This window comes from Telluria sp. RT2P19, assembly GCF_059685725.1.
The window spans coordinates 146,937-169,727 of the sequence record NZ_JCASIL010000013.1; the positions used below are offsets into that span (position 1 = coordinate 146,937).

A 22,791-nucleotide genomic window follows, 5' to 3' on the forward strand; every position below is an offset into this window, starting at 1 on the left:
TCCCCCGGAGGCGGTGTCAAGCAGGCCCGGCGCCACGCCATTCGGCCGCGAATTGTGCGCGAAACGCCAGCAACTGGTCCAGCCGCTGCTGGCCGAGCTCGCGCCCGGCCGCGGTCTGCATCATGTCCGGCAGCCTGCGCAGCTTGACCATGATGTGGTCCAGCGCGTACTTGCGGTCGTCGTAGTCGCGCGCCAGGCCCAGCGGATCGCCGGGATGGGCCAGAGCGCTCTCCATGCGGCCCGCGATATAGAACATGCGCGCCAGCCCCACCAGGCCCAGGCCGTCGAGGCGATCGGCATCCTGCACGATTTGCGCTTCGATGGTTTCGGCTTTGATCGCCGCTGAAAAACTGTGCGCCTCGATAGCATGGGCGACGGCGTCCAGTTTCTCGGATGGGAAGCCCAGGTGCGCCAGCTGGTGGTGCGCGAGGCGCGCCGAGCGGCGCGACGCCTGGTCGCGTTCGGGGTCGTTCTTCGGCAGGTTGACCAGGTCGTGCAGGTAGCTTGCGGCCAGCACCACCAGGCGGTCGGCCTCGGGATGCGGTTCGAGAAGCAGCCGTGCATTGCGCCAGACGCGGTCGAGGTGGGCGCTGTCGTGGGCGCCATCGGTATCGGCGCTGCCGGCGGCCATGGCGGCCAGCTTGTTGCGCCAGCCGGCGAGATCGGTATGTTCTGCTTCGGTCATGCTTCGGGTTCCAGGGTGAGGGGCGGCACGGCGCGCTGCGATAGGGCATCGGCACGCAGGTTCTTGTGGCGCGGGATCCAGCGCAGCCGCGCCTGCGGCAGTTGGACGAGCAGGGCGAGCGCTTCGTTCCGCAACGGGCGCAGGGACGGGGCGCTGGCGCAGTCGGGGGCGTTGACGTCATCGATCACGACCTGGCTGTCGCCCAGCACGACCAGTCCGGTCGCCCCATGGTCGATGGCCGCGCGCAGCACCGCATTCAGGGCGCGGTATTCGGCTTCGCTGCTGTTGCCATACCCACCGTCGAGCGACAGCTCGATCAAGCGGCCGGCCGGGCCTTCCAGGACGGCGCCCAGGCCGCAGCGGCCAGGGTTCGGGCGCGCCGAGCCATCGAACCAGGCGCGCCAGGCGCTGTCGCCCGGGCCTGCTCCGCGGTTGCGCGCGGCGGCGGCGCACGCCTGGCGCCGCGCGGCCTGCTGTTCCGCATGTTCACGCAGGGCCTGCCGCTCGGCCAGCAGCCGGGCCAGCCCCGCAATACCTGCGCTGCGTGTCAATATCTGCTGCAGGGCCGCCCGCTCCGGCACGCCGGTGCGCGCCACCAGTTGGCGGGCGGCAGCCAGTTCGGTCTTGAAGGCGGCGGCTTGCAGGGTACTCAGCTCGTTCATGGCGAGAGCATAACCGATTCCAGATTGTTGACAGGTGTTAAGACTTTTGAAACACTGCGTTGTCGAGTTCAATCACAGGAGAAGGTAATGCGCCAGAATCGCCGTGCTGTCAGTATGTCCCTGTTCGCCATGCTTGCCGGCGCCGGCCTGGCGCCGTTGCAAGCCGTCGCCCAAGCCGCCAAGCCCGTGAAGGCGCCGCCGCCGGACGCGGCAAAGCAGGCCGTCAAGCGCTATACCATCGAACAGTTCATGGCGACGACCTCGCTGACCGGCGCCTCGTTCAGCAAGGACGAGAAGCAGATCCTGTTCAGCAGTAACGAATCCGGCATCTTCAACGCCTACACGGTGCCTGTCGCCGGCGGCAAGCCACGCGCGCTGACGAGTTCCAGCGACACCACCTATGCCGTGGCGTATTTCCATACCGACGACCGCGTCCTGTTCACGCGCGACGGCGGCGGCAATGAGCAGAACCACCTGTATGTGCGCGAACTCGATGGCAAGGAGCGGGATTTGACGCCCGGCGACAAGCTGAAGGCCTCGTTCGCCGGCTGGAAGCCCGACGGCAGCGGCTTCTATGTCGCCAGCAATGAACGCGACCCGAAATTCTTCGACCTGTACCTGTACGACGCCGCCACCTATGCGCGCAAGATGGTGTACCAGAACGACAGCGGCATGAACGTCTCGAGCATCAGTCGCGACGGTAACTGGCTCGCCTTCGACAAGCCCAGCACCACTTCGGACAGCGACGTCTACGTATACAACCTGCAGACGCGCGAGATGAAGCGCATCACGCCGCACGAGGACCCGGCCAGCCACTCGGCCGCCACCTTTGACCCGGAATCGAAGCGCCTGCTGTTTACGACCAATGCCGACGGCGAGTTCGCGCGCATCAAGGGCTATGACCTGGCCAGCGGCGAGATCGAGGAAGTCGAGAAGGCCGACTGGGACCTGCTGGACACCAGTTACTCGCGCAACGGCCGCCACCGCGTCAGCCTGCTCAACCGCGACGGCAGCATCGAGGTGCGGCTGTACGACATGCGCGCAGGCGATTCGGCAGGGAATCCGGTCGCCTTGCCCAAGCTGCCGGGCGGCGAGATGCGCCAGGTGACCTTCTCCGAAAGCGGCAAGCTGATGGCGTTCTACCTGAACGGTGACCGTTCCCCGAGCAATCTGTACGTGCACGATTTCAGCAGCGGCAAGACGACCCAGCTGACGCGCAGCCTGAACCCCGAGATCGACCCCAACGACCTGGTCGAGGCCGAGGTGGTGCGCTTCAAGTCCTTCGACGGCATGGTGATCCCTTCGATCTACTACAAACCGAAGGGGGCCTCGCCGAATGCCAAGGTGCCGGCGGTGGTGTTCGTGCACGGCGGGCCGGGCGGCCAGACCATGCTCGGCTACAGCGCCCAGATCCAGTACCTGGTCAACCATGGCTACGCGGTCCTGGGCATCAACAACCGCGGCAGCTCGGGCTATGGCAAGACCTTCTTCCGCGCCGACGATCGCAAGCACGGCATGGAACCACTGTGGGACTGCGTCGAGGCCAAGACCTGGCTGGCTGGCCAGGGGTATATCGACCCTGAGCGGATCGGCATCATGGGCGGTAGCTACGGCGGCTATATGGTGTTGGCGGCGCTGGCCTTCCGGCCCGAAGCCTTCAAGGTCGGCATCGACATCTTCGGCGTCAGCAACTGGGTGCGTACGCTCGAGAGCATTCCGCCGTACTGGGAAGCGCAGCGCAAGGCGCTGTACGACGAGATCGGCGACCCGGTCAAGGACAGGGACTTCCTGGTCGCGACCTCGCCGCTGTTCCACGCCCACCAGATCCGCAAGCCGCTGCTGGTGGTCCAGGGCGCCAACGATCCACGCGTGATCAAGGCCGAGAGCGACGAGATCGTCGAGGCGGTGCGCAAGAACAAGGTCGAGGTCGAGTACGTCGTGTTCGGCGACGAGGGCCATGGTTTCTCGAAGAAGAAGAACGCGCTTGATGCGAATGCGAAGATCCTCTCCTTCCTGGACAAGCACCTGAAGCGCTGACGCGCCCCACGGCCCCGATCGGGTCAGTAGCGGTGCGGGTTGTCCGGCCGGTGGTCGCGGCTGTTGCGCACGCCGTCGCCATCGCGGTCGCGGTCATGTTTGTCGCGGATGCCGTCGCGGTCGCGGTCACGCCCATGGTGACGATCGCGCTTGTCGTGATGACGGTCGCGGTCCCAGCGATCGCGGTCGCGATGGTCGCGCACATACGCCGGCGGCGGGCCGTAGTGGTGGCCCGGGCCGCGGTTCCAGCGCGACGGCTCCATTACCCAGCGGCCGCCGCGATGGTGCCAGCTCGGCGGGGCGTACACATAGCCCGGACGGGCGGCGATATAGTGGCCGGGCACCCAGTGGTGGCGGTGCGTGCGCCATTCCCAGTAGCCGGGCGCCCAGACATGGCCGCGGCGCGGAGCAGGGATGACTTCATAGATGGGCGCCGGCGGCGCGGCGCCGATCACGACCGAGATGTGCGGCTGGGCGTGCGAGGCCGTTGGGGTGAAGGCAGCGGCGCCGATGGCGAGCAGGGCTGCAATCAAGATAGGGGATTTCATGTTTGTCTCCAGATCCTTGAGCGGATGCTGTGGAATATAGCAATCCGGGAAATGGGAAGTGAGGTTTGAAGCAAGTTCTTACATTTGAAACAGATCAGCAGATCTGACGGGCGAAACCGGACGTGGACGAAGGCCGTCCTGGCCGCCGCGTACCGCAGCGGGACTGCTCCCGTGCGGCACGTCGGCGACGTGCGGCGCTCACATCCGGCTCCCGGCGGTGACGGTGTCCAGGGCCAGCAGTTGCGACTTCTCGGCGGCGTCCAGGCGCTTGGCGCTGACCGTCACGACGGCCATCTTGTCGCCGCTGGCGATGGCGGCGTTGCTGGCGCCGTAGCTGTCGGCGTTGGCGCTCGGGACCTTGGCCATGTAGCCTGCCGGGACGGCGACCAGGGCGGCGGCGATGAAGACGGCTTCCATGTGTTTGAGGACGTTCATGTCGGTTCTCCTTGAGGTGGTTGATGGGTAGTTCGTGTCTCGATGTATCCACTGTATGCCAAGGCCCGCATGGTCTCCAGCGGGATGCGACGAGCCGCAGAAAACAGGGCGTGAGCTGCATCAGGCGCTGCATGAATGCGGCCGATACCCTGCGGTTTTCTTCCTCCCCCAGCTAGCTGAGTGCGAACGGCGCGTGGGCGCCACGTCAACCACCGGATTCGCGCATGACAGGCATGTTCACGACCATGTTCGCCTCGCTGATCGGCCAACTGGCCGCTTCGCGCACGGCGCGGCGGCGCTCCCGCAACCTGCGCGCCGGCGCGCGATCGCTAGCAGTTGGCGAAAGTTGGTCCATCTCGATCGGCCCGGCCTGGGTGTGGGCGGTGCTGGCCGCGGTCCTGGGCGGCGGCGTGGCGCTGGCGATGCATGCGCGCGCGCTGCCGGACGGCTCGGACGAGACGCCGGGCGCGGTCGCGCTGGGCGCCCTGCAGAGGATCGCCCCGGGACTCGACTTCGTGGTGCCGCGCGCCAGCGGCATCTCGCTCACCCAGCACGGCGGCATCGCCCTGCTGGTGGCGAGCGGCATGCGCGCCGGTCCGGCGCTGCGGGTGGACCTGTGCACGCAAATGCTCGATCCGGCCCAGCCCAGGATGCTGCCGCTGCGGATCGGCTATCCCTTCGACGAGGCGGCGCGGATCGCGCGCAGCACCAGCGCGCCGCCGCGCAACGTGCTGCTGGCGCGCTCCGGCTCGGGCATGCCGCGCATCGACATCACGGGCAATGCCGGCGCCGGTGCGGGCACGCCCGGGCTGGCGATCGCCTGGAATGCCGGCCCCGCCACCGCCAGCTGGGTCGGCGACGCCAGCGGCGGCAATGTGACGCGCTCGCGCCGAGGCCAGGCCGTGCTGGGCGACAGCGGCTGGCTGCTGTGGGGTGGCGAGGCGTTGCGCTTCACGCGCCAGGCCAGCGCCGCCTGTCCGCAGGCGGGCGAGCTGGTGCTGCACCATTTCCAGCAGGGCGGGGCCATCGGCGGCGCGGCCCTGGTGCAGGCTTTCCCGGCGCACGGCAAGCCGGTCGCGCTGCGCCTTGCGCCGGGTGCCTGGCAGGTGCCCCTGCTGCCTGGCCCCGGCATGGAAGACCAGGCGCTGTTCGAAGCGCTCAGCGCGCGCGGCCTGCTGCGCCTGGGCCGCGACGGCCTGGTCGAGCTGGCGCCGCGCGACCTGCTTGCCTGGCGACAGGCCGGCCAGGAAGCGCGCGCGCCGCTGCCGGGCTGGGAGGATCTCGCGCTGGAGCCGGGTGACCGCCGCCTGCTTGAGCGGCTGCATCAGCGCGCCGACGGCGCCTATGTGCGTGAACAGGTGCGCGTCTTCAATAGCGAGCGCCGGCTGGTGGCCTGGCGCACCCGTCCAGGCGCCGACGGGGTCTGGCACGCGCTCGTCGGCGGTGCGCCGGCGCTGCGCGAAGCGGGCTTGCCGGTGGCCGCGATGCGCCTGTTTGCGCGCCTGCCGGAAGGGTGGGAGCCGTGGAGCCGGGTCGGCGGCTGGGAAGGCGGCCATGGCGGCTCGCTGGTGACCTTGAACACGTCGGCCGGCGGGCGCCCGGTCGAACTGCTGGTGGCCGGCCGGGTGCGCGCCGTGACCGGCGCGCGCGTGCTGGCCCAGGGCGCCTGCGATGGCCGCGCCTGTCCGGATCGCGAGGCGGTGGCGCAACTGGTCCTGGCGCCCCTGGCCGGTGCGGCGTCGATCTCGGTCGAGGTCGAGCCACTCGACCTGGCGGCGATGGCAGGCGGCGCCGACGCCGCCTACCGCCACCTGGTTGTCGACCATGGCCGCCTGGCCTGGCAGGCCCTGCCTCCCGGCGGCGCGGACAAGCGGCCGGCCGCGGCGCCGGTCGAGTTGCGCGACCGCAACGGCGCGACGCTGTGGGCGGACGGCGCGCCTGCGCAAGCGGCGCAGCGCGCCGGCCTGGCGCCACTGCTGGGCGTGCACCGCCAGCACGACGGCAGCGTGGCCGGGATGCTGGCGCGGCTCGGCGGCGCCGGTCATGAGGCCCAGCTGAGCATCGACCTGGACCTGCAGGCCCGGGCCCAGCTGCTGCTCGACTGCATCGGCCTGCGCGGCGGCCGATGGGATGGCCAGGCCTGCAGCGGCGCAGCGGAACCCGTGGAAGCACGGCGCGCCGGCCTGGTGCTGCTCGACGCCGGCAGTGGCGACATCCTGGCGGCGGCCTCCAGCGGCGCCGGCCAGGCCGACCCGGCGCGCTGGAGCGAGCTGCGCGACTTCGACCGCGCCGATCCGGCCCGCAGCCCGCTGCGCATTGCCGCCTTCCAGCACGACGGCGGCGCGCACCGGGCGCCCGGCTCGACCTTCAAGGTGATCAGCGCGCTGGGGCTGGAACGGGCGGCGCGCGACGACGCCCGCCTGGATGGACTGCTGCAAGGCTTGCCCCTGCTTGACGTGGACCGGCTGGCGCGCCAGGGCGGCTACGGCTTCCGTACCGGAGCGCCTAGCTATCCGTTCGACGGCAAGCGCGCCCGCATCACCAATTTCCGTGACCAGATCACCAGCACCCGCGCACAAGACGGCCGCCTGGGCCTGGCGCAGGCGATGGCGCACAGCGTCAACACCTGGTTTGCCTGGAGCGCAGAACTGAGCGACCGCAGCCTGATGGGGCAGCCCGATGGCGGCATGCCCGGCGCGCGCGCATTGGAGCCGGGTGCGCTGGACACGGTGCGACCGGTGGCGGCGATGGCGGGCCGGCTCGGCTTCGGCCAGCCGCTGCGGCTCGATGGCGGCCTGCTGCCGCCCGACTACCGCTGGGGCGAGTGGGATGCGCTGCAGGCCAGCGCCGCGCGCCTCGATCCAGTCAGCAGCCGCCATGAGCTGCGCCAGATGGCGATCGGCCTGCGCATGCAGACCACGCCGCTGCAGATGGCGCTGGTCGCGGCGGCGGTCGGGGAGGGCCGGACCGTGACCCCGCGCCTGCTGCTCTCGCTCGACGGCCGCGTGGCGCAAGCCGGCCGGCGCGAGGCGCTCGATGTGCGCCTCGACCGGGTACGCGCCGGCATGAAGGGCGTGATCGAAGGCGGCACCGCCGCCGGCGCCTTCCGCGCCGCCAGCTTCGATGGGCTGCGGCCCGGCCTCTATGGCAAGACGGGCACGGCGCCCGTCGGCCAGGACGACCTGGCGACCGTCTGGTTCATGGGCTGGCTCGAGCCGGGCAGCCTGCCCGGACAGGCGCGGCGGCTGGCGTTCGCGGCCTTTGTCAGCCATTCGCCGGCCACCGGCGGAAGCCATGCCGCCCCCGTCATTGCAGCGCTGTTGCAATCGATGCAAGTCCAGTCGTTGGAAAAGAGGGACAAATAGCGCTCTCTTGCGCGCCTCAAGGGCGTGTTTGTATGGCATCATCTATTTCAATCCGCTACGGCAGCGGGGCGAAACAGAGGATGGGGCAGGTATGCGTTTGCCGGGAACCCGGTATCAGGAGCATGGTTGGGAGCAGGTCCGCAAGCTGTTGGGACAATGCTCCCTGCACGCGTGCGCTCGGTTCGGGCCGGCCACGCTGCTCGATCCGGATACGGAGCAATCGCTCGGCGCCTACGTCGACGCGGTGGGCCAGGCCCTGCATGCATCCGGCGCCCGCGCCGAAAAGCTGTTCAGTACCGCGGGCAACAGCTACGGCGATACCAGCGGCGAACTGGCCCTGACGCTGGTCTACGAACTCCAGGCCCGTCCCGCCGACTGGGCTGCCCTGTGCGCCGCGGTCACGGCCGAGCATGCCCGCATCGGCCGGTTCTGGGAACAACCCGGCGGCGAAGCGCCGCTGCGCAAGAAATTCAACGACCTCTACGCCGTACTGCGCGACAAGGTCGACAGTGATAACTACCAGGCCGCGTGCGGCCGCCCCTGCAGTCCGAACCGCATGTATGCCTACCGCATGCTCGATACCGCCTACCACGAAGTCGCCCGCCTGTTCGAGCGCTGGCGCGAGCACGCGGCCCAGGTCGGGGCGATCCTGGGCCGCGAGGTGGCGGCGATGCCGATCGAGGCGCGCCAGCTGCGCACCATCGGCGACTGCAAGAGCGAATGGATCATGCGCTGGAGCGAGAGCCTGGAGCGCTACACCGGCGCGCCGGGGCCGCTCCATACCCGATCCAAGCGTTTCGCCAGCCTGAAGAACAGCCCGGACAAGATCGGCGCCATGCTGCGTGAAATCGGCGAATACGAACTGCTGTCGGCCAACCTTGACCAGGACTGGCTGCACGATGCCGGCGATGCGACCGCCTGGCTGGACGACTACTGGCGGGTGCTGGGCGAATCGGAGCAGGGCAGCACGCCCGGCCCCGACCTGATCCTCGAAGCGCACCAGGATGCACTGGATGTCGCCGAATCCGAGGCGCCCGATGTCGACCCGGCCCCGGCCGACGGGCAAGAGGCGGCCCGCCTGGCCCTGGTCGCGCAGCAGGTTTCACTCCCCCCCAACTATTCTCTGCTGGCGGCGCTGGGCGAGGATCGCGGCAGCTGGGCGGCGCGCCGGATGGCGCACGAATCGCTGCCCGTCCGGCTGGCGGTGTACCTCAAGCTGCTCGGTCCATTCGACGACAGCTATCCGTCCGAATGGCTGGATCCCGACAAGGGCGAACTGCCGACGATGCAGCAGCTGGCTGGCCTGGACGGGATCTCGCTGCCCACTTTGCGCAAGCGGCGCGACGCCGCGATCGCGCGCCTGAACCAGATGGCGGGAATGGAGGAGGAAAGACGATGGGCATGACTGAACTGGATCGCAAGCTGCAGGCCGGGGCATTGCTGGGCCGCCGGGTGGAGGGCGACCGCCTGGTCCTGGCCGACGAGGTGCTGGTGCAGGCGCTGGACGGCAGCCGGCCGTTGACGCACCGCGAGCGCGCCACGCTGCAGGCGTCGCCACTTACCTTGCGCCGCCTGCGTCACCTGGCCACCGCCCGGCGCGGGCAGACCGGTCCAGTCGCCTGGAGCGGCAGCCGGGGCCTGCTGCGCGCAGCCGACAGCGGCGCGGCCCTCGACCTGCTGCGCACCGACGACGGTATGTGGCGCCTGCACTTTGTCGATGCCGGAGGCGCACTGGCGGTGATCGCGCAGCTCGACCCGGAAGCGGCGGGGGCGGCCGACCTGTTGGCGGCGCGGCCGGCGATCCAGGTACGCGACGGTCGCGGCGCGCTGGTCCTGGAAGGACGCCTCGACGCCGACGGCGAGTGCGAAGGCCCGTGGCCTTTCGCGGATCTGCCGGCGGCGCATTTTCAGCAGCAAGGAGCGCGCTTCGAGGTCATCCCTCGGGCGACACAGGTTACATAGTGTAGGTCCGAACTACCCGGAAGGACGATGATGCTAGGTTCGCTGTTCAAAAACACACTGCAGGGCACGCTGCGACGTCCGCTGCGGCAACCCGACTTCGACGCGACGGGCCTGGGCAGCGTGGCGATCGCGCTGCCGGCGCCGAACGGCCTCACCGTCCCCGCGGCCTGCGCCGCCGTGCTGGTCGACCGGGGCGGACGCAGCCGGCGCCTCGCGGCCGGCAGCCGCATCGCCGTCCTCGAGGGAGAGGCCGCCTGGTGCGTCCATCCAGGGCCCTATGCCTGCACGCTGGTGCCGTTCGCGGACGCCCCCGAGATCGGCCTGCGCGTGCAGTTCGCGATCGACGCCAGCGACCCGCGCGCGACCCATCAGCGCTTCGACCTGTTCCTGGCCAGCGAGGCCGGCGGCATGGTGGCGCTGGACGGTTTCGCCCTGCTGGCGCAGAGCGCGCTGCAGCGCGAACTGGCCCAGGGCAACCTGGAGCTGCCGCCCTGCACGACGCTGGAAGAGTGGAATGCCTTCCGTTCCGGTTTCAACCAGTTGATGTACACGCGCTTTGGCGTCACGGTCGACGACTGCGTGCCGGTCGACCTGGGCGCCGCGCATGACTACGCGGTCACGCTTGAGGCGCGGCTGGAAGCGGCCCCGCCGCCTGCCGCAGCACACGCGCAGCTTGCCGGCGCCGCCGCGCCGCAGGAAGCATTCGTGCCGGCTTGCGAAGACGCGCGCGCGCTGCGTCGCCTGTTCCTCGAGCTGCCGTGCCTGATGTGCGCGGTGCGCATGGCGGTGATGCCGGCCGACCAGGGGCGCTTCCGCCAGCACCAGGAATTGCTGCGCCGGCTCGACCTGGTCAGCCTGTCGGTCGGCACCATGCCGGCGCTCGAACTCGCGGCCCCCAATCAGCCGCTGGCGCAGGATGAACAACTGCGGCGCGCGCGCCACAGCGGCCGCGCCGCCGCCGCGCTCGACGAGGCATGGGCCCTGCTGGCGCGCCTGAAGGTCGCCGGCGAAGGCCCGCTCGACGATTTGTTCGACGAGGCCGACCGCATCGTGGCCAATCTCGAGACCGAAGCCGGCGCCAGGCGCGCCGTCTCGGCCAGTGAAGTGGAACGGGAGGAAGCGTGAGCGCCGGGGTGAGCACGATCGCCTGCCGCAGCATCGCCGTCGACGGCGGCATGCTGACGATTACCGCGACGCGCCGGGCACGCGCCGGCCGCGCCGACGTCAAGTGCGCCGTGCCGGGGGCGCCCGGCGTGGCCGAGCGCATGCAGCAGGTGGTACGGCTGGCGCGCCATACCGAGGCGCGCTTCGACAGCCGCGACCAGGTGGTGCTGAGCCTTGACCGTGCGCCGGGCGCGGGCGACCGTGATTGGGAGCTCGCCGCGGTGCTGGCCGACCGCATGGTGCGCGGGGTCTTCGCGCCGAAGGGCGACGTGGTTGCGAATGGCTGGTCGGACGCCTGGCACCTGGGCCGCATCGACGGCCGCCGGCTGGCTGGCACACCCGGCGGGGTGCTGCTGGGCGGCGCCGACGCCTTGCCCCACCTGGGCGCCCTGAACGGCCGGCCGGATCCCGGCGCCGCGCTCTCGAGCGCGCGCGCATGGTTCCCGATGCACAGCGGCGGCGAGCACGATGGCCTGGGCTGGGTCGAGGTCAGCGTGCGGCCCCTGGCGCGGGCGGGCCGCGAGGACAAGGTCGAGGAAGACCCGGTCAGCGTGCCGGATGTCGATGCGGTGCGCCAGGCGCAGGTCGCGGCGGTGCTGGCGGGCGCGCGCCATTTCGATGGCCGCGGCCAGGGCCAGTGGCGCACCACGGTGCGATTCGGCGAGCCACGCTTTTCGGGCGACTCCTACCAGCTGGCGCTGGTAATGGCCGACCGCATGGCGCGCGGGCGCGAATTCGCGGCGCGCGGACGCATCATCGCGACCGGCAAGTCGAGCGCCTGGCATGCGGGCCGGGTCGAGGCGGTCGAGGCGCTGGCGCCGAAATGCGCGCTGATCGCACGCGAAGCCGCTCCCGGTGACCGCGTCCTGCTGCCCAGGGAGTGGGAAACGGCGCTGCCGCAGGGCCTGCGCGAAGAACTGCGAGCGCGCGGCGCCAGCCTCGCCTGCGTCGACCGGATCGGCATCATCTAGGGGCAGCGGCAGCAAATCTGACCGGATCGCGCCCGCGCACGGGAACGATCCGTGCCGCGCGCGTGGCCCTGCTAGAATCCACGGGTTGGACGGCAGGTTCGTCGTTGGAAGTGACGAGCAGTACGAGATAGAACGGAGTCGGATATGTTGCAGATGTTCGGAGTAAAAGGCGCCAGCTGCCCGCGGTGCGAATGCAGGAATGCGTCCGAGGCGCGCTATTGCGCCGGCTGTGGCGTCATCCTGGGCGCGCCGCGCAACAAGCCGGTACTGGTCGAGAACCGCTGGGTGCCCGGTCCCGACGAGCTGGCGGTGTTTTTCGGCGTGCGTGAACTATCCGGCCTGTTCGTCAAGACGCTGCGGGTGCCGGCCACCGCGCGCGGCTTCATCCTGCAGGGTGACAAGGCCACCGAGGTGCCGCAGGGCGAGTACGAGATCGAAGGCTTCTTCACCCGCCTGAACCACCTGCTGCGCGACCAGCATGCCGAGATCCTCGTCACCCGCACCGGCGCCCTGCCGGTGCCGTTCGAGTTCGACGACATTCCCACTTGCGAGCACCTCGATATCGCGCTGCGCTTCACGGTCAGCGTCAGGATCGAGAACGTGCCGGCCTTTGCCCGCCACTTCATGACCACGCCGGGCACCGTCGGCGCCGGCGAGTTGCGCGAGCTGCTGTCGCATCCGGTGCGCCAGCTGGCGCTCGAGTTCATCGGCGCGCGCTCGATCCGCGAGATGGCGGCCAATGGCGAATTGCGCGCCCAACTCGACGAACGCCTGCAGGGCGGCCTCAAGGTGCTGCTGGCCGGCTACGGCCTGGCGGTGACGGCGGTCGAGACCTTCGAACTTCGTCACGACAAATACGACGCCAACCGCGCCCGCATCGGCAGCCTGTGGCTGGCGGCCGACGAGCAGCGCGTGCAGTTGGCGCACAGCCGCCACCTCGACGAACTGTACACGGCCGAGGAATGGCAGCGCATCAAGCGCAGCGAAGAGGAGGGCAGGCTGCGGCTACGCCGCGCCGAGCTGCGCCAGGATGACGCGATCGCACGTGCCGAACTCTCCCTCCAGGGGGCCGACCGCGCGCACGGCGTGCGGGCGCGCCAGATCGAGCTGTATGGCCGCATCCTGGAAGCCCAGTCGCGCAGGCAGGCGCTGGCCAATGGCGCGGCCGAAGTGCTGGCCGAACTCGAACACGAGATGGCGCAAAAGAACGCCGAGCGCGCCGACGAAGCCGCCGAGTGGCAGCATCTGCGCGCGCTGGCCGGCGTGCGCATGCGCGCCGAAGTCGCCAGCGCCCAGCAAGAGGCGGCCCAGGCGCGCCAACTGGCGCAGCAGCGTTTCTCGCAGCAACTGCTGCAGCAGCAGATCCGCAACAAGATCGAGCAGGCGCGCCAGATCGAGGATGCATCGCGCCAGCGCGCCGAACTCGTACGCCTGCGCGCGAGCGAAGAAGATGCGACGCGGCGCCTGCGCGACATCGACGAGGCCGAACACGCGGCGCGCTACCAGGCCCTGTGCCTGGCCAACGAAGCGCGCCGGCGCGACGCCGAAAGGGCGCAGGAATGGGAAGACGAGCAGGCGCGCCAGCGCATCCACGGCGTGCGCCGCGGCGCCAGCCGGGCCGACGCCCAGGCCCAGCACGAAAAGCTGCTGCGCACGATCGAAGCCGATGCCACCCATGCGCGGCGGATGCAGGATGTCACCCTCGATGCCGACGCGCGCCGCGCCGGTATTCTCGAGGGCGCACGCGCGGCCGACCGCGCCCACGAGATCGAGCTGGCCCGGCTGGCGATGGCGCGCGCCGAAGCACTGGGAGGCATGGACGATACCGCCAAGCTGGCCCTGGCCGAGCCGCCCAACGCCGCGGTACTGGCCGACTACCTCAAGACGCGGGTGCATGCGTCGATGGATGGCGACCAGCTGACGGCGCTGGCCGGCGTAGCGGGTGTCGGCAAGATCGATGCGGTCGTGGCAGAGGCGCGCCTGGCCGCCGAGCAGGCTCGCCGCGAGCACGAAGTCGACAAGGACCGCCGCCACCAGATCGACCTGCTGGCCATGCAGAACGATGTCAACAAGTCGGCGCTGACGTCGCAGGCCGCGCTGGCGGGCCGCGTTGCGCTGACGGCGGCCGGCGCGCGCCAGTGCGTGCACGGTCACCCGGCCAAGCCGGAAGACCGTTTCTGCGCCGCTTGCGGATCGACGCTCCCTGCCTGAATCGAGCGTGATGCAGACTGCCATCGACAAGATCCGCGAACTGCGCGCGCTGCACGAAGACGGCCTGTTGAGCCGTCAGGAATTCGACCTGCGCAAGAACGCGATCCTGGACGCGGCATACACCCCGGAGCAGCGCGCCGCAGGCCCGGCGACCAGTGCCGAGCCTGGCGCCGGGCCGGCCGCGGCATTGACCCGTCCGGGTACCGAAATCGGCTTGATGGCGGGCCAGGAAATCGGTCCGCAGACCCGCCGCTACCGGCTCGAGCGCCTGATCGCCCATGGCGGCATGGGCCAGGTCTGGCAGGCGACCGACCTTGCCACCCATGCGGAACTGGGACACAGCGCCCAGGTCGCGCTCAAGATCCTGCCGCCGCACCTGACCCAGGCCGCGAGCCACGCCAAGCTCCTGATCCAGGAAGCCACGCGCGCGCGGCGCCTGGCCCACGAGCACATCGTGCGCGTGTATGAATGGGCCCAGGATCCGGCCACGTCCAGTTACTTCATCATCATGGAGTACCTGGAGGGCGAAGACCTGGACGCCGTGCTGGCACGGGCGCTGGAACGGGACCAGCGCCTGCCGCTGGCGCGCGTGCTGGCGCTGCTCGATCCGGTGGCCGACGCCCTCGACTACGCCTGGGACAAGCACCGCCTGGTCCACCGCGACATCAAGCCCGGCAACGTCTTCGTCACCCACAAGGGCGAGGTCAAGCTGCTCGACTTCGGCATCGCCGCACGCGCCCGCGCCAGCGGCGGCATGTCGCCGCTCGATGCGCCGACGACCTCCGGCACCGCCGGCTACCGCGCGCCGGAAGCGGCCAGCGAGGGCGTGATCCCGGAACCGACGCTGGACGTGTACGCGGTCTCGGTGATGATCCATCAGCTGCTGACCGGCGTGTTGCCGGGCGAGCCGGGCGGCAAAGTGCCCGAGACCCTGGGCGCGCGTCAGTGGGAAGTGCTGCGCGCCGGCTTCGGCCGCGAACCGGCCGCGCGCCCGGCCACCGTGCATGCGCTGCTCGAGGCCATCCGCGCCGCGGCCGGCCCGTCGGCCGAGGAACTGGCCGCGCAGGAGGCGGCGCGCCGCGCCGAACAGGAGCACGAGGCGCGCGAACTGGCCGCACGGCGCAAGGTGGAGGCCGAGGCGGCGGCCGTGGTCCAGGCCAGGCTGGACGAGCAGCGCCGCTTGCAGCTGCGCGAACAGCAGCGCCGCGAACGCGCGGCGGCCGAGGAAGCGCGCCTGGCGCGCAAGGAATTGCTGCGCCAGCAGTTGCTGGCCAAGCGCGACGAAGAGGTCGCGAAGACCCAGGCGGCGAAAGAAGAGGCAGCGCGCAAGGCGGCCCAGGCCAGGGCCGCCGCCGCGTATGTCGCGCAGCAAAAGAAGGCGCGCGACGAAGAAACGGCGCGCGCGGCGGAGCAGGCGCCTGCTGCTGCGGCAGAGGGGGCGCCGTGCGCGCCAGCGCCCGCCATGCCGGCCGCCGACGCGCACGGCGTCCTGCACGACCCCTTCCTCGACGGCAGCGGCGCCGGCCCGGCCCTGGTCCTGATCCAGGCCGGCCGCTTCGAGATGGGTTCCCCCGAACACGAGCGCCGCATCGCGATGGCGGCCGGCTCGCAAAAGAACTGGATCGCGCGCGAGACCCCGCAGCACTGGGTCGGGATCGAGCGTGCCTTCGCCATGGGCCGCTATCCGGTCACGGTCGGCGAATGGCGCGTCTTCGTGCAGGCGAGCGGCTGGCAGCGGCATGGCGAAGTGGACTGGGAATCTCCCGGCTTCCCGCAGCAAGATACGCATCCGGTGGTCGGCGTGACCTGGTTCGACGCGCTGCAGTACGTGGCCTGGCTGAGCGAGGCGACCGGCAAGCGCTATCGTCTGCCGAGCGAGGCCGAATGGGAATACGCCTGCCGCGCCGGCTCCAGGACGGCGTTCAACGTCGGCGACACCATTTCGACCACCCAGGCCAACTTCGACGGCAGCTTCACGTATAACGGCGGCCCGCGCGGCGACTTTCGCCATGGGACCACGCCGGTCGCTTTCTTCCCGCCCAACGTCTGGGGCCTGCACGATATGCACGGCAACGTCTGGGAATGGGTGCAGGACGTGGTGCACGACAACTACGAAGGCGCGCCCGTTGATGGCAGCGCCTGGGAACTCGGCGGCGACCAGGTGCGGCGCATCCTGCGCGGCGGGTCCTGGTTGTACAACCCGCGCTATCTGCGCTCGGCGCTGCGCAACGGCTTCTCGGCCGTGCTGTCGAACGATATCGTGGGCTTCCGGGTGGTGCGCGAGCTTTGACTTCGGTGTACAGTCGAGCATCGCCTTTTCAACCAGGACCTCGCCATGGCCATCGCACACCTGTTCAAATCCCACGACAAAGACCTGGGTGGCGGCTTCACCGTGCGCCGTATCCTGCCGGCAGCGGCCAGGCAGTCGGTGGGCCCCTTCCTGTTCTTCGACCATATGGGCCCCGTCGAAGCGGCGCCCGGCACGCGCCATGACGTGCGTCCGCATCCGCACATCGGCCTGGCGACGGTGACCTATCTGTTCGAAGGCGCGATCATGCACCGCGACAGTCTGGGCACCGAGCAGCGGATCGAGCCGGGCGCGATCAACTGGATGACCGCCGGCAGCGGCATCGTGCATTCCGAACGCACTCCCGAAGACCTGCTCGAACGCTCGCGCCGTACCCACGGCCTGCAATTGTGGGCCGCGCTGCCGCGCGAGCACGAAGAAACGCCGGCCGCCTTCAGCCATACGCCGTCCAGCCAGATCCCCGAGATCCTGCTCGAGGGCGCCAAGGTGAGGGTGCTGGTCGGCGCCGCGCTGGGCAAGGCGTCGCCGGTGCCGACCTTCGCCGAGACCTTGTACCTCGACGTGCACCTGGCCGCCGGTGCCACGATCGCGCTCGACAACTTGCCGCAAGAGGCCGCGCTGTATGCACCGATCGGGGCCGTCGAGGTCGACGACGAGCCGATCCCCGCCAACACGATGGCCATGCTCGAGCCCGGCGCTGCGGTACGGGTAAGTTCGAGTGCGGGGGCGCGCTTCGTCGTGATCGGCGGTGCGCCGCTCGACGGCAAGCGCTTCATCTTCTGGAATTTCGTGTCGAGCCGCCGCGAACGCATCGAGCAGGCGGCGCACGACTGGGAGGCGGACCGCTTCGTGCCTGTGCCCGGCGAAACGGAACGCATCCCGCTGCCGGCCGTGCCGGCGGCCTGGCGCGACGACTGACTTGCCGCATGGCCAGCGCTCGCAAGGCGCGTCGGAAAGGCGTAAGCTGTTGTCACCAACGTGGGCTTGTTGCATACGGGAGGTGACGTCATGAAGATTCCTGAACACCTGCGGGCGCCGGCGATCGTATTCGCCTTGCAGGCTGCCTTGCTGGCCGGCGCAGCGCTGGTCTTCCTGGTACTGATTCCGCCACACGGCTGAGCTTGCGCCGCCGGCAGGCGGCTCAGGCGCTGAGTGTGGACAGTATCTTGCTGCGGCTGTCGCCGATGCCGCCGGGGGCGGTGTGCGCCTCGGGATACGCCTGCGCCACGAAACGGGCCCCAATGCCAAGACCGGATTGCCACAGGCGGCCCAGACCCGCCTCTGGCGCAAGCGGCGTGTCGCGGCCGCTGTTGCGGTCGCGCTGCCAGAAGCCGCCGTCGTGATGGAACAGCAACGGCAGCGCGGCGGCGCGCGGCATGCTGGAAGCTTGCTGCGGCGCACGGCTGGCTGGGACAGAATCTGGCGCCATCAGATAGAAACACTCGGCGCGCGTCCCGGCGTCGAGCCGGTGCAGCACCACCGCGTGGGCCATCAGGGCCGTCACCTCGAGCGTGACGATACCCTTGATGCTGGCCGTCAGTTCGATCCGCATGCCGAGCCGCAGCTGCACCGGCATGTGCTTGCCCGGCCAGACGCCGTCCAGCAGCAGGCCGTAGCGTGATACATCTTCGATCTCGAAGCCATGGCGGCTGCGGCGGATGATGGCGTGCCGTCCCGACAGGCGCCGCGTCAGGCCGCCGTATTCCATGCCGGCTTCGCCATGGTGGCCCAGCAGCAGGTCGGCTTCGGGGGCGATGGTCTCGAAGCGGCCCAGCACGCACTCGTCGAGCGCGAACAGGCGCACGTGGCGCTGGGTGGCCGAGTCGGCCTCGGCATACACCAGGCAGGCGCCACTCGCCGGGCAGGGATGGGGCGCCGCCTCGAGCGGCATGTCGATCTCGATCAGGTCTTCGTCCCAGGCGATGGTCGACATGCCGAGGTCGATCTTGCCGCCGCCGCCATCCAGGTTGAGCTGGGCGATCGAGGCGTTGCGCGCATTGACGTCGATATCGATCCGTCCACCGCCGAGCGCACCGCCGGCCGCATGCATGCGCGCGATGCCGGCGTCGTCCGCCGTCACCCGCACGTTCTTGTGGGTGGCGAGGAAGGTTTGGTGGATCTCGCCCAGGCTGGCGTCCTGGCGCGGCACCAGGATCACGGGGGAACAGGTCCAGGTACGGCTCGATTCAGGCGCCTGCGGGTGGCGGCTGTGCAGCTCGACCTCGATGCGGTACTGGCCGTGTTCCAGGCCGCGCGACGAAAACTCGAGAAATAGCGGACGCCAGTCGCCACGCGAGGTGCGCTGGAAGCCGTAGCTTTCGCCGCCGTGCAGGCGCAGCGCGGAGCGCACCAGCATGCGCACTTCGGGCGCGCAATCCATCGGCATGCCGCGCAGTTCGAGTCGGATCGCCTGGCGGCCGCCAGCGGCGCGCGGGTCGAAACCGCTGATGTGCAGCTGGGGCCGTTGCAGGTTGACGGCGCGCTCGACCGGCGCCGGCGCGATCTCGGTGTTGCGCCGGCTGCGCAGCCCGGTGATGACGTCAAAGCTCGACGGCAGGCCGGATGCAGCGCTCGCCTCAGGCGCAGCCGCCGCCAGCGCGGCAGGTCCGTCCTCTGGCTGGGCATGCCCGTGCGCACACAGTGCGTCGCCGGGCAGGACCCAGACGGTGCAGTGCGGATGCGCGGGGTTGCGGCAGCGATTCATGTCAGAGAGACAAGTTGAATGATGGTCGAAATAAACATTGGTAGCTTACGCTGTTTTCGCACCGTACGGCGCACCAAGATCATTGATTAACAACATTATTTTCTAGAAGCAATAGGTAGGTTGGCGGCCTGGCGCGGTGCTCAGTTGCTGCCGGCCTCGACCGGCAGCACCGTTTCATCGGCATGGCGCGCCAGCGGACGTACGACCAGGGCGGTGAGGTTGTCCGGCTGCAGGCCGGGCGGCGGATCGTTCTCCAGCAAGCCGAACAGCCGCTCGACCAGCATCGCCGCGCCTGGCGCATCGGCCATCAGCGCGGGCCAGCCGGCAACGAAGCCGTCGGGCTGCGCGCACGACCAGAATCCGTCGGTGGCAAGCACATAGGCCGCGCCGGGCCGCAGCACCAGCGGGCGGCGGTCGGCCAGGTGGCCCAGCCAGCAGGGCAGGTTTTCCGGCGTCAGCGCGAACAGTGGATCGGACAGGCGCGCCGGATTGGCGAACGCGTTGCCCAGGATGAAAGCCTGGGCAATCTGGGGCGCGTGGCGAGCATGCACCTGGCGCCACCAGTGTGCCTCGTCGAGACGGCCGACGAGGGCGGCGGCGGTGGCCGGCACGTGGTCGATCGTCAAGGGGGCGGCATGCAAAGGGTCGAGTTCGTACAGGCGCGAGTCGCCCACGTGGTACAGCAGCGGCGGAGCGCCTGGGCGCAGCTCGAGCAGGGTCAGCGTGGTGCCGGGCCGGGCAGCGCCGACGGCGTCGAGCGCGAAACGCGCCTGCAGGCCGGCGTGCACGGCATCGAGCCGGTCGGCGAGCTCGTCCGCCGTGGTACAGGCCGGCATGTCGAGCAGCGCCGCCGCCAGCGCCTCGGCCGCCTCGCGCCCGTGGCCATGACCGCCCATGCCGTCCAGGACGGCCAGCCGCCCGTGCCCGGCCGGCCAGCCGTCGACGGTCGTGCAGAGCGCGTGCTGGTCTTGCAGCCGGCAGGCGCGGCCATCAAAATCGATGATGGCGAAGTTGTCCTGGTTCTCGGCGCGGGTGGTGGGACCGCAACCGACCCGGCTGGCAACAGCGACATCGAACAGGGGAGCGAACCGGAAATCGGCGATGGTGGCTGGCATTGGCAAAATGATCAGGTGAATGCCGACACTGTACTACTGATTTAGGGCGTCGATGCCACGATTGGACGGTTTTTGCCCTGCCTTCAGCCACAAAGACAATCCTCGGAAATTGCCTTGTAGAACATCAACATTGTGGTATGTTGGTGTCCCGTACTGCAGTGTCAATACATCATGGACATCCGACCGCTGGCCAACGCGGATATTCCGACGCTGGCCCCCGCCATCGCGTCGCTATTGCGCGACCTGGCGCTCGAATTCATCGTGCACGAATCGACGCGTGAAGGCGCGGCGACGTTCCTGGCCGAGAACGACCAGATGGGCGTGCGCAAGTTCCTGGCGCTGGGGCATGTGTACCACGTGGCGCTCGACGAGGGACAACTGGCAGGCTTCATCGCGATCCGCGACAACAGCCATTTGTTCCATCTGTTTGTCGGCAAGCGCTGGCAGGGGCAAGGATTGGCGCGCAAGCTATGGGACGTAGCCCGGGCCGCGGCCATCGCACGTGGTGGTGACGGGAATTTCACGGTCAACTCGTCGAACCACGGGGTACCGGCGTACGAGGCCTTCGGTTTCGTCCGGGTCGGTCCGACCCAGTGCGCGAAAGGCTTGTCTTTCAATCCGATGCGGCTGAGCTGGGCCAACGACTGCCAGGACTAGGCGCATGGCGGCACGGCATGCCGCCGACCATGCGGCTTGCTGGTACCGGCGCCATGGGCGGTCTACGGAATCATTGCGGTGATCGTCGCGCACGATCTCTTGTTCGTGGCGTCGCCGGCCTGCGGCGTCCTGCTGCGTGCGGTCCAAGCCCAGGCAATGGCTGGCGGTGGCGCCGCGATCGCCGCGGCCTGGCTGGCCCTGGCCTTCGTGGAACAGGAGTATTGGGCGCCACCCGGATACACCGTGTGCTGGTGGGGCCGGCCTGCCCTGGCGGCACGGCGCCAGCCTGGCAAGGCGGCATGCCGTTCCGGGACGGCAGGTTCTCGCCAGCGGTGCGTTCGCCTGCGCGGCGCATCATGTACAGTGGCGAACCTGGAGTCCTGCTTCCTGCTTCCTGCTTCTTGCTTCCCGCGCGGGCGTCAAGCGCTTGCGCGGATCGATCACACTACGTCATGACAATCGAGTTGATACTGGCTGCGGCCAGGAGTTTTTTATTCGTTCTGGTGACGATGCTGCCGATCCTGAATCCGGCCGCCACGGCACCGATTTTCCTGAGCATGACCGAAGGCGCGTCGCCCGCGACGCGCACGCTGCTGGCACGCCGCATCGCGCGCAATATGTTCTGGCTGATGACGGGCTCGATGCTCATCGGCTCGTATGTACTCGACTTCTTCGGCATCGCGCTGCCCATCGTCCGTGTCGGCGGCGGCCTGATCCTGGCGTCGGTCGCCTGGCGCCTGCTGGGAGCAACTCCGACGACGCCGGACAGCCGAGCCTCGCTGGCCGAGGCCTTCACGCCGGACCATGCGCAGCGCCAGGCGTTCTATCCGCTGACGTTCCCGATCAGTTGCGGCCCGGCCTCGATCGCGGTCGCCATCACGGTGGGCGTGGCCCTGCACGACGTGCAGATCGTGTTTTCTCTGGCGCGGATGGGTGGTGCGCTGGTGGCGCTGGCGCTGATCGGCGTGCTGCTGTACCTGGCCTTCCGCTATGGCGAGCACTTCCTGCGCTTCATCGGAGAGGCGGGTACCGCCGTCTTCCTGCGCCTGACCGCATTCATCCTGCTCTGCCTCGGCGTGCAGATCGTCTGGGATGGCCTGCGCGAACTGCTGCTCGAGGTCACATCGGTCACTACGCACCTGGCGGCCATCCGGGCCATCGCCGGCAATGGATAGAATTGGTGAGCGTGTCGATGCGCCGGCTCGCTATACTGCTGGCCCATGTCCCCCACCTCTCCAAGGTTCGCGCCGCCGCTAGCTGCGCGCAATGACCGCTTCACCGGCGCTGCCGTTACCCTGGCGTTCCACCTGGTCCTGGTCCTCGGCTGGCAGATGTCCGGCAAGCTTCCTTCGCTGCCGCAGGAAGGCAGCGACGAGGCGATGCAGTGGCTGTTGCTGCCCCCGCTGGCGCGGCCCGCCCCGCGCATCGAACCGGCGGCGCCCTTGCAGGTAGAGGCAGTACGGCCTGCAGCGGTGGCCGCGCCGACCCGACCGGCCCGGACCGAACCGGCGCCGGTGTCGGCGCTCGAGGAGGCACCAGCGGCCGCAGCGGCGCCTGCGGCCATGGAAGAGCAGCCCCGTGCGCTTCCTGGCGCCGCGGACATCCTTGCCAGTGCGCGGCGCAGCGTCGGCGAGATCGACCGCGCGCTGCGCAAGGAAAACAAGCCCCTGATCGTCGCACCGCTAGAGAGCCCGCAGATCCGCATGCGCGAAGGCATGGAACACGCCCGCGCCATGGCACCGCCGCGCCTGTGGGAAGCGCCCAAGGTCGAGGAGCTGGTAAATAACACGGGCGACGGTGCGCGCCGCTCCCGCGTCATCACGGGCAGGGGCACCTATTGCATCACCGAACGGGCGCCGACGACCAATATCGAGATGATCGAAATGCACGGCAAGCAGCGCTTCACCAATTGTCCCAGGGACGAGACGCCGCCCAAGCAGCAAGTCTGGCGCACCGCACGCGACTGA

18 protein-coding genes are annotated in these 22,791 nt (G+C 69.6%); 12 read left to right on the plus strand and 6 right to left on the minus strand.

Annotated elements, in window-relative coordinates; all coding sequences use genetic code 11:
- Positions 1 to 16 precede the first annotated feature (16 nt).
- Entirely contained in the window at positions 17 to 685 is a 669-nt protein-coding gene (locus AC56KW_RS17055) for an HD domain-containing protein (protein WP_497171864.1), read from the minus strand.
- Entirely contained in the window at positions 682 to 1,347 is a 666-nt protein-coding gene (locus tag AC56KW_RS17060) for a ribonuclease HI family protein (protein ID WP_497171865.1), read from the minus strand. The genes AC56KW_RS17055 and AC56KW_RS17060 overlap by 4 nt, the downstream gene beginning before the upstream one ends.
- 87 nt (positions 1,348 to 1,434) lie before the next feature.
- Between AC56KW_RS17060 and AC56KW_RS17065 the strand changes: the two genes are divergently transcribed.
- A complete protein-coding gene (locus AC56KW_RS17065; protein ID WP_497171866.1) occupies positions 1,435 to 3,384 on the plus strand; it encodes a S9 family peptidase in 1,950 nt (649 codons plus the stop codon).
- 23 nt (positions 3,385 to 3,407) lie between these two features.
- Here the strand turns inward: AC56KW_RS17065 and AC56KW_RS17070 are convergent, their stop codons facing one another.
- The gene (locus AC56KW_RS17070; protein WP_497171867.1) at positions 3,408 to 3,932 is read right to left on the minus strand and encodes a YXWGXW repeat-containing protein; all 525 of its coding nucleotides are present in this window, start codon (positions 3,930 to 3,932) and stop codon (positions 3,408 to 3,410) included.
- Between the two features lie 198 nt (positions 3,933 to 4,130).
- Complete coding sequence (locus AC56KW_RS17075; RefSeq protein ID WP_497171868.1) at positions 4,131 to 4,367, minus strand: hypothetical protein; 237 nt, start codon at positions 4,365 to 4,367, stop codon at positions 4,131 to 4,133.
- Positions 4,368 to 4,591: 224 nt separating this feature from the next.
- Here AC56KW_RS17075 and AC56KW_RS17080 point away from each other — a divergent pair, with 224 nt between their 5' ends.
- From AC56KW_RS17080 to AC56KW_RS17115, 8 genes are all read left to right on the plus strand, one after another.
- On the plus strand, positions 4,592 to 7,732 hold the full coding sequence (locus AC56KW_RS17080; protein ID WP_497171869.1) for a penicillin-binding transpeptidase domain-containing protein: 3,141 nt from the start codon (positions 4,592 to 4,594) through the stop codon (positions 7,730 to 7,732).
- Between the two features lie 148 nt (positions 7,733 to 7,880).
- Positions 7,881 to 9,137: a hypothetical protein gene (locus tag AC56KW_RS17085; protein WP_497171870.1), complete on the plus strand. Its 1,257-nt coding sequence runs from the start codon at positions 7,881 to 7,883 to the stop codon at positions 9,135 to 9,137.
- Entirely contained in the window at positions 9,134 to 9,694 is a 561-nt protein-coding gene (locus tag AC56KW_RS17090) for a hypothetical protein (RefSeq protein WP_497171871.1), read from the plus strand. The genes AC56KW_RS17085 and AC56KW_RS17090 overlap by 4 nt, the downstream gene beginning before the upstream one ends.
- 27 nt (positions 9,695 to 9,721) lie before the next feature.
- A complete protein-coding gene (locus AC56KW_RS17095) occupies positions 9,722 to 10,819 on the plus strand; it encodes a hypothetical protein (protein ID WP_497171872.1) in 1,098 nt (365 codons plus the stop codon).
- Entirely contained in the window at positions 10,816 to 11,829 is a 1,014-nt protein-coding gene (locus AC56KW_RS17100; protein ID WP_497171873.1) for a hypothetical protein, read from the plus strand. The genes AC56KW_RS17095 and AC56KW_RS17100 overlap by 4 nt, the downstream gene beginning before the upstream one ends.
- Positions 11,830 to 11,973: 144 nt before the next feature.
- Positions 11,974 to 14,040 (plus strand): coiled-coil domain-containing protein, encoded by a 2,067-nt coding sequence (locus tag AC56KW_RS17105; protein WP_497171874.1) that lies wholly within the window; start codon positions 11,974 to 11,976, stop codon positions 14,038 to 14,040.
- A 10-nt stretch (positions 14,041 to 14,050) separates the two neighbouring features.
- On the plus strand, positions 14,051 to 16,330 hold the full coding sequence (locus tag AC56KW_RS17110) for a bifunctional serine/threonine-protein kinase/formylglycine-generating enzyme family protein (protein ID WP_497171907.1): 2,280 nt from the start codon (positions 14,051 to 14,053) through the stop codon (positions 16,328 to 16,330).
- Positions 16,331 to 16,375: 45 nt separating this feature from the next.
- Positions 16,376 to 17,266: a pirin family protein gene (locus tag AC56KW_RS17115; protein WP_497171875.1), complete on the plus strand. Its 891-nt coding sequence runs from the start codon at positions 16,376 to 16,378 to the stop codon at positions 17,264 to 17,266.
- A 223-nt stretch (positions 17,267 to 17,489) separates the two neighbouring features.
- Here the strand turns inward: AC56KW_RS17115 and AC56KW_RS17120 are convergent, their stop codons facing one another.
- Positions 17,490 to 19,052 carry an FHA domain-containing protein gene (locus AC56KW_RS17120; RefSeq protein ID WP_497171876.1) on the minus strand — a complete coding sequence of 521 codons (1,563 nt, stop codon included), beginning with the start codon at positions 19,050 to 19,052 and terminating at the stop codon, positions 17,490 to 17,492.
- A 140-nt stretch (positions 19,053 to 19,192) separates the two neighbouring features.
- A complete protein-coding gene (locus AC56KW_RS17125) occupies positions 19,193 to 20,167 on the minus strand; it encodes a PP2C family protein-serine/threonine phosphatase (RefSeq protein WP_497171877.1) in 975 nt (324 codons plus the stop codon).
- Positions 20,168 to 20,338: 171 nt separating this feature from the next.
- Between AC56KW_RS17125 and AC56KW_RS17130 the strand changes: the two genes are divergently transcribed.
- The 3 genes from AC56KW_RS17130 (at position 20,339) to AC56KW_RS17140 (ending at position 22,791) form a co-directional block, all read left to right on the plus strand.
- Entirely contained in the window at positions 20,339 to 20,824 is a 486-nt protein-coding gene (locus tag AC56KW_RS17130; RefSeq protein WP_497171878.1) for a GNAT family N-acetyltransferase, read from the plus strand.
- 452 nt (positions 20,825 to 21,276) lie between these two features.
- Positions 21,277 to 21,999 (plus strand): MarC family protein, encoded by a 723-nt coding sequence (locus AC56KW_RS17135; protein ID WP_497171879.1) that lies wholly within the window; start codon positions 21,277 to 21,279, stop codon positions 21,997 to 21,999.
- Positions 22,000 to 22,044: 45 nt separating this feature from the next.
- The gene (locus tag AC56KW_RS17140) at positions 22,045 to 22,791 is read left to right on the plus strand and encodes a hypothetical protein (RefSeq protein ID WP_497171880.1); all 747 of its coding nucleotides are present in this window, start codon (positions 22,045 to 22,047) and stop codon (positions 22,789 to 22,791) included.

Coding starts and splice junctions, on each gene's coding strand:
- AC56KW_RS17115 (WP_497171875.1), top strand. CDS start 16,376: ATGGCCATCGCACACCTGTTCAAATCCCACGACAAAGACCTGGGTGGC.
- AC56KW_RS17095 (WP_497171872.1), top strand. CDS start 9,722: ATGATGCTAGGTTCGCTGTTCAAAAACACACTGCAGGGCACGCTGCGA.
- AC56KW_RS17125 (WP_497171877.1), bottom strand. CDS start 20,167: ATGCCAGCCACCATCGCCGATTTCCGGTTCGCTCCCCTGTTCGATGTC.
- AC56KW_RS17060 (WP_497171865.1), bottom strand. CDS start 1,347: ATGAACGAGCTGAGTACCCTGCAAGCCGCCGCCTTCAAGACCGAACTG.
- AC56KW_RS17110 (WP_497171907.1), top strand. CDS start 14,051: ATGCAGACTGCCATCGACAAGATCCGCGAACTGCGCGCGCTGCACGAA.
- AC56KW_RS17080 (WP_497171869.1), top strand. CDS start 4,592: ATGACAGGCATGTTCACGACCATGTTCGCCTCGCTGATCGGCCAACTG.
- AC56KW_RS17135 (WP_497171879.1), top strand. CDS start 21,277: ATGACAATCGAGTTGATACTGGCTGCGGCCAGGAGTTTTTTATTCGTT.
- AC56KW_RS17075 (WP_497171868.1), bottom strand. CDS start 4,367: ATGAACGTCCTCAAACACATGGAAGCCGTCTTCATCGCCGCCGCCCTG.
- AC56KW_RS17120 (WP_497171876.1), bottom strand. CDS start 19,052: ATGAATCGCTGCCGCAACCCCGCGCATCCGCACTGCACCGTCTGGGTC.
- AC56KW_RS17070 (WP_497171867.1), bottom strand. CDS start 3,932: ATGAAATCCCCTATCTTGATTGCAGCCCTGCTCGCCATCGGCGCCGCT.
- AC56KW_RS17055 (WP_497171864.1), bottom strand. CDS start 685: ATGACCGAAGCAGAACATACCGATCTCGCCGGCTGGCGCAACAAGCTG.
- AC56KW_RS17065 (WP_497171866.1), top strand. CDS start 1,435: ATGCGCCAGAATCGCCGTGCTGTCAGTATGTCCCTGTTCGCCATGCTT.
- AC56KW_RS17090 (WP_497171871.1), top strand. CDS start 9,134: ATGACTGAACTGGATCGCAAGCTGCAGGCCGGGGCATTGCTGGGCCGC.
- AC56KW_RS17140 (WP_497171880.1), top strand. CDS start 22,045: ATGTCCCCCACCTCTCCAAGGTTCGCGCCGCCGCTAGCTGCGCGCAAT.
- AC56KW_RS17130 (WP_497171878.1), top strand. CDS start 20,339: ATGGACATCCGACCGCTGGCCAACGCGGATATTCCGACGCTGGCCCCC.
- AC56KW_RS17105 (WP_497171874.1), top strand. CDS start 11,974: ATGTTGCAGATGTTCGGAGTAAAAGGCGCCAGCTGCCCGCGGTGCGAA.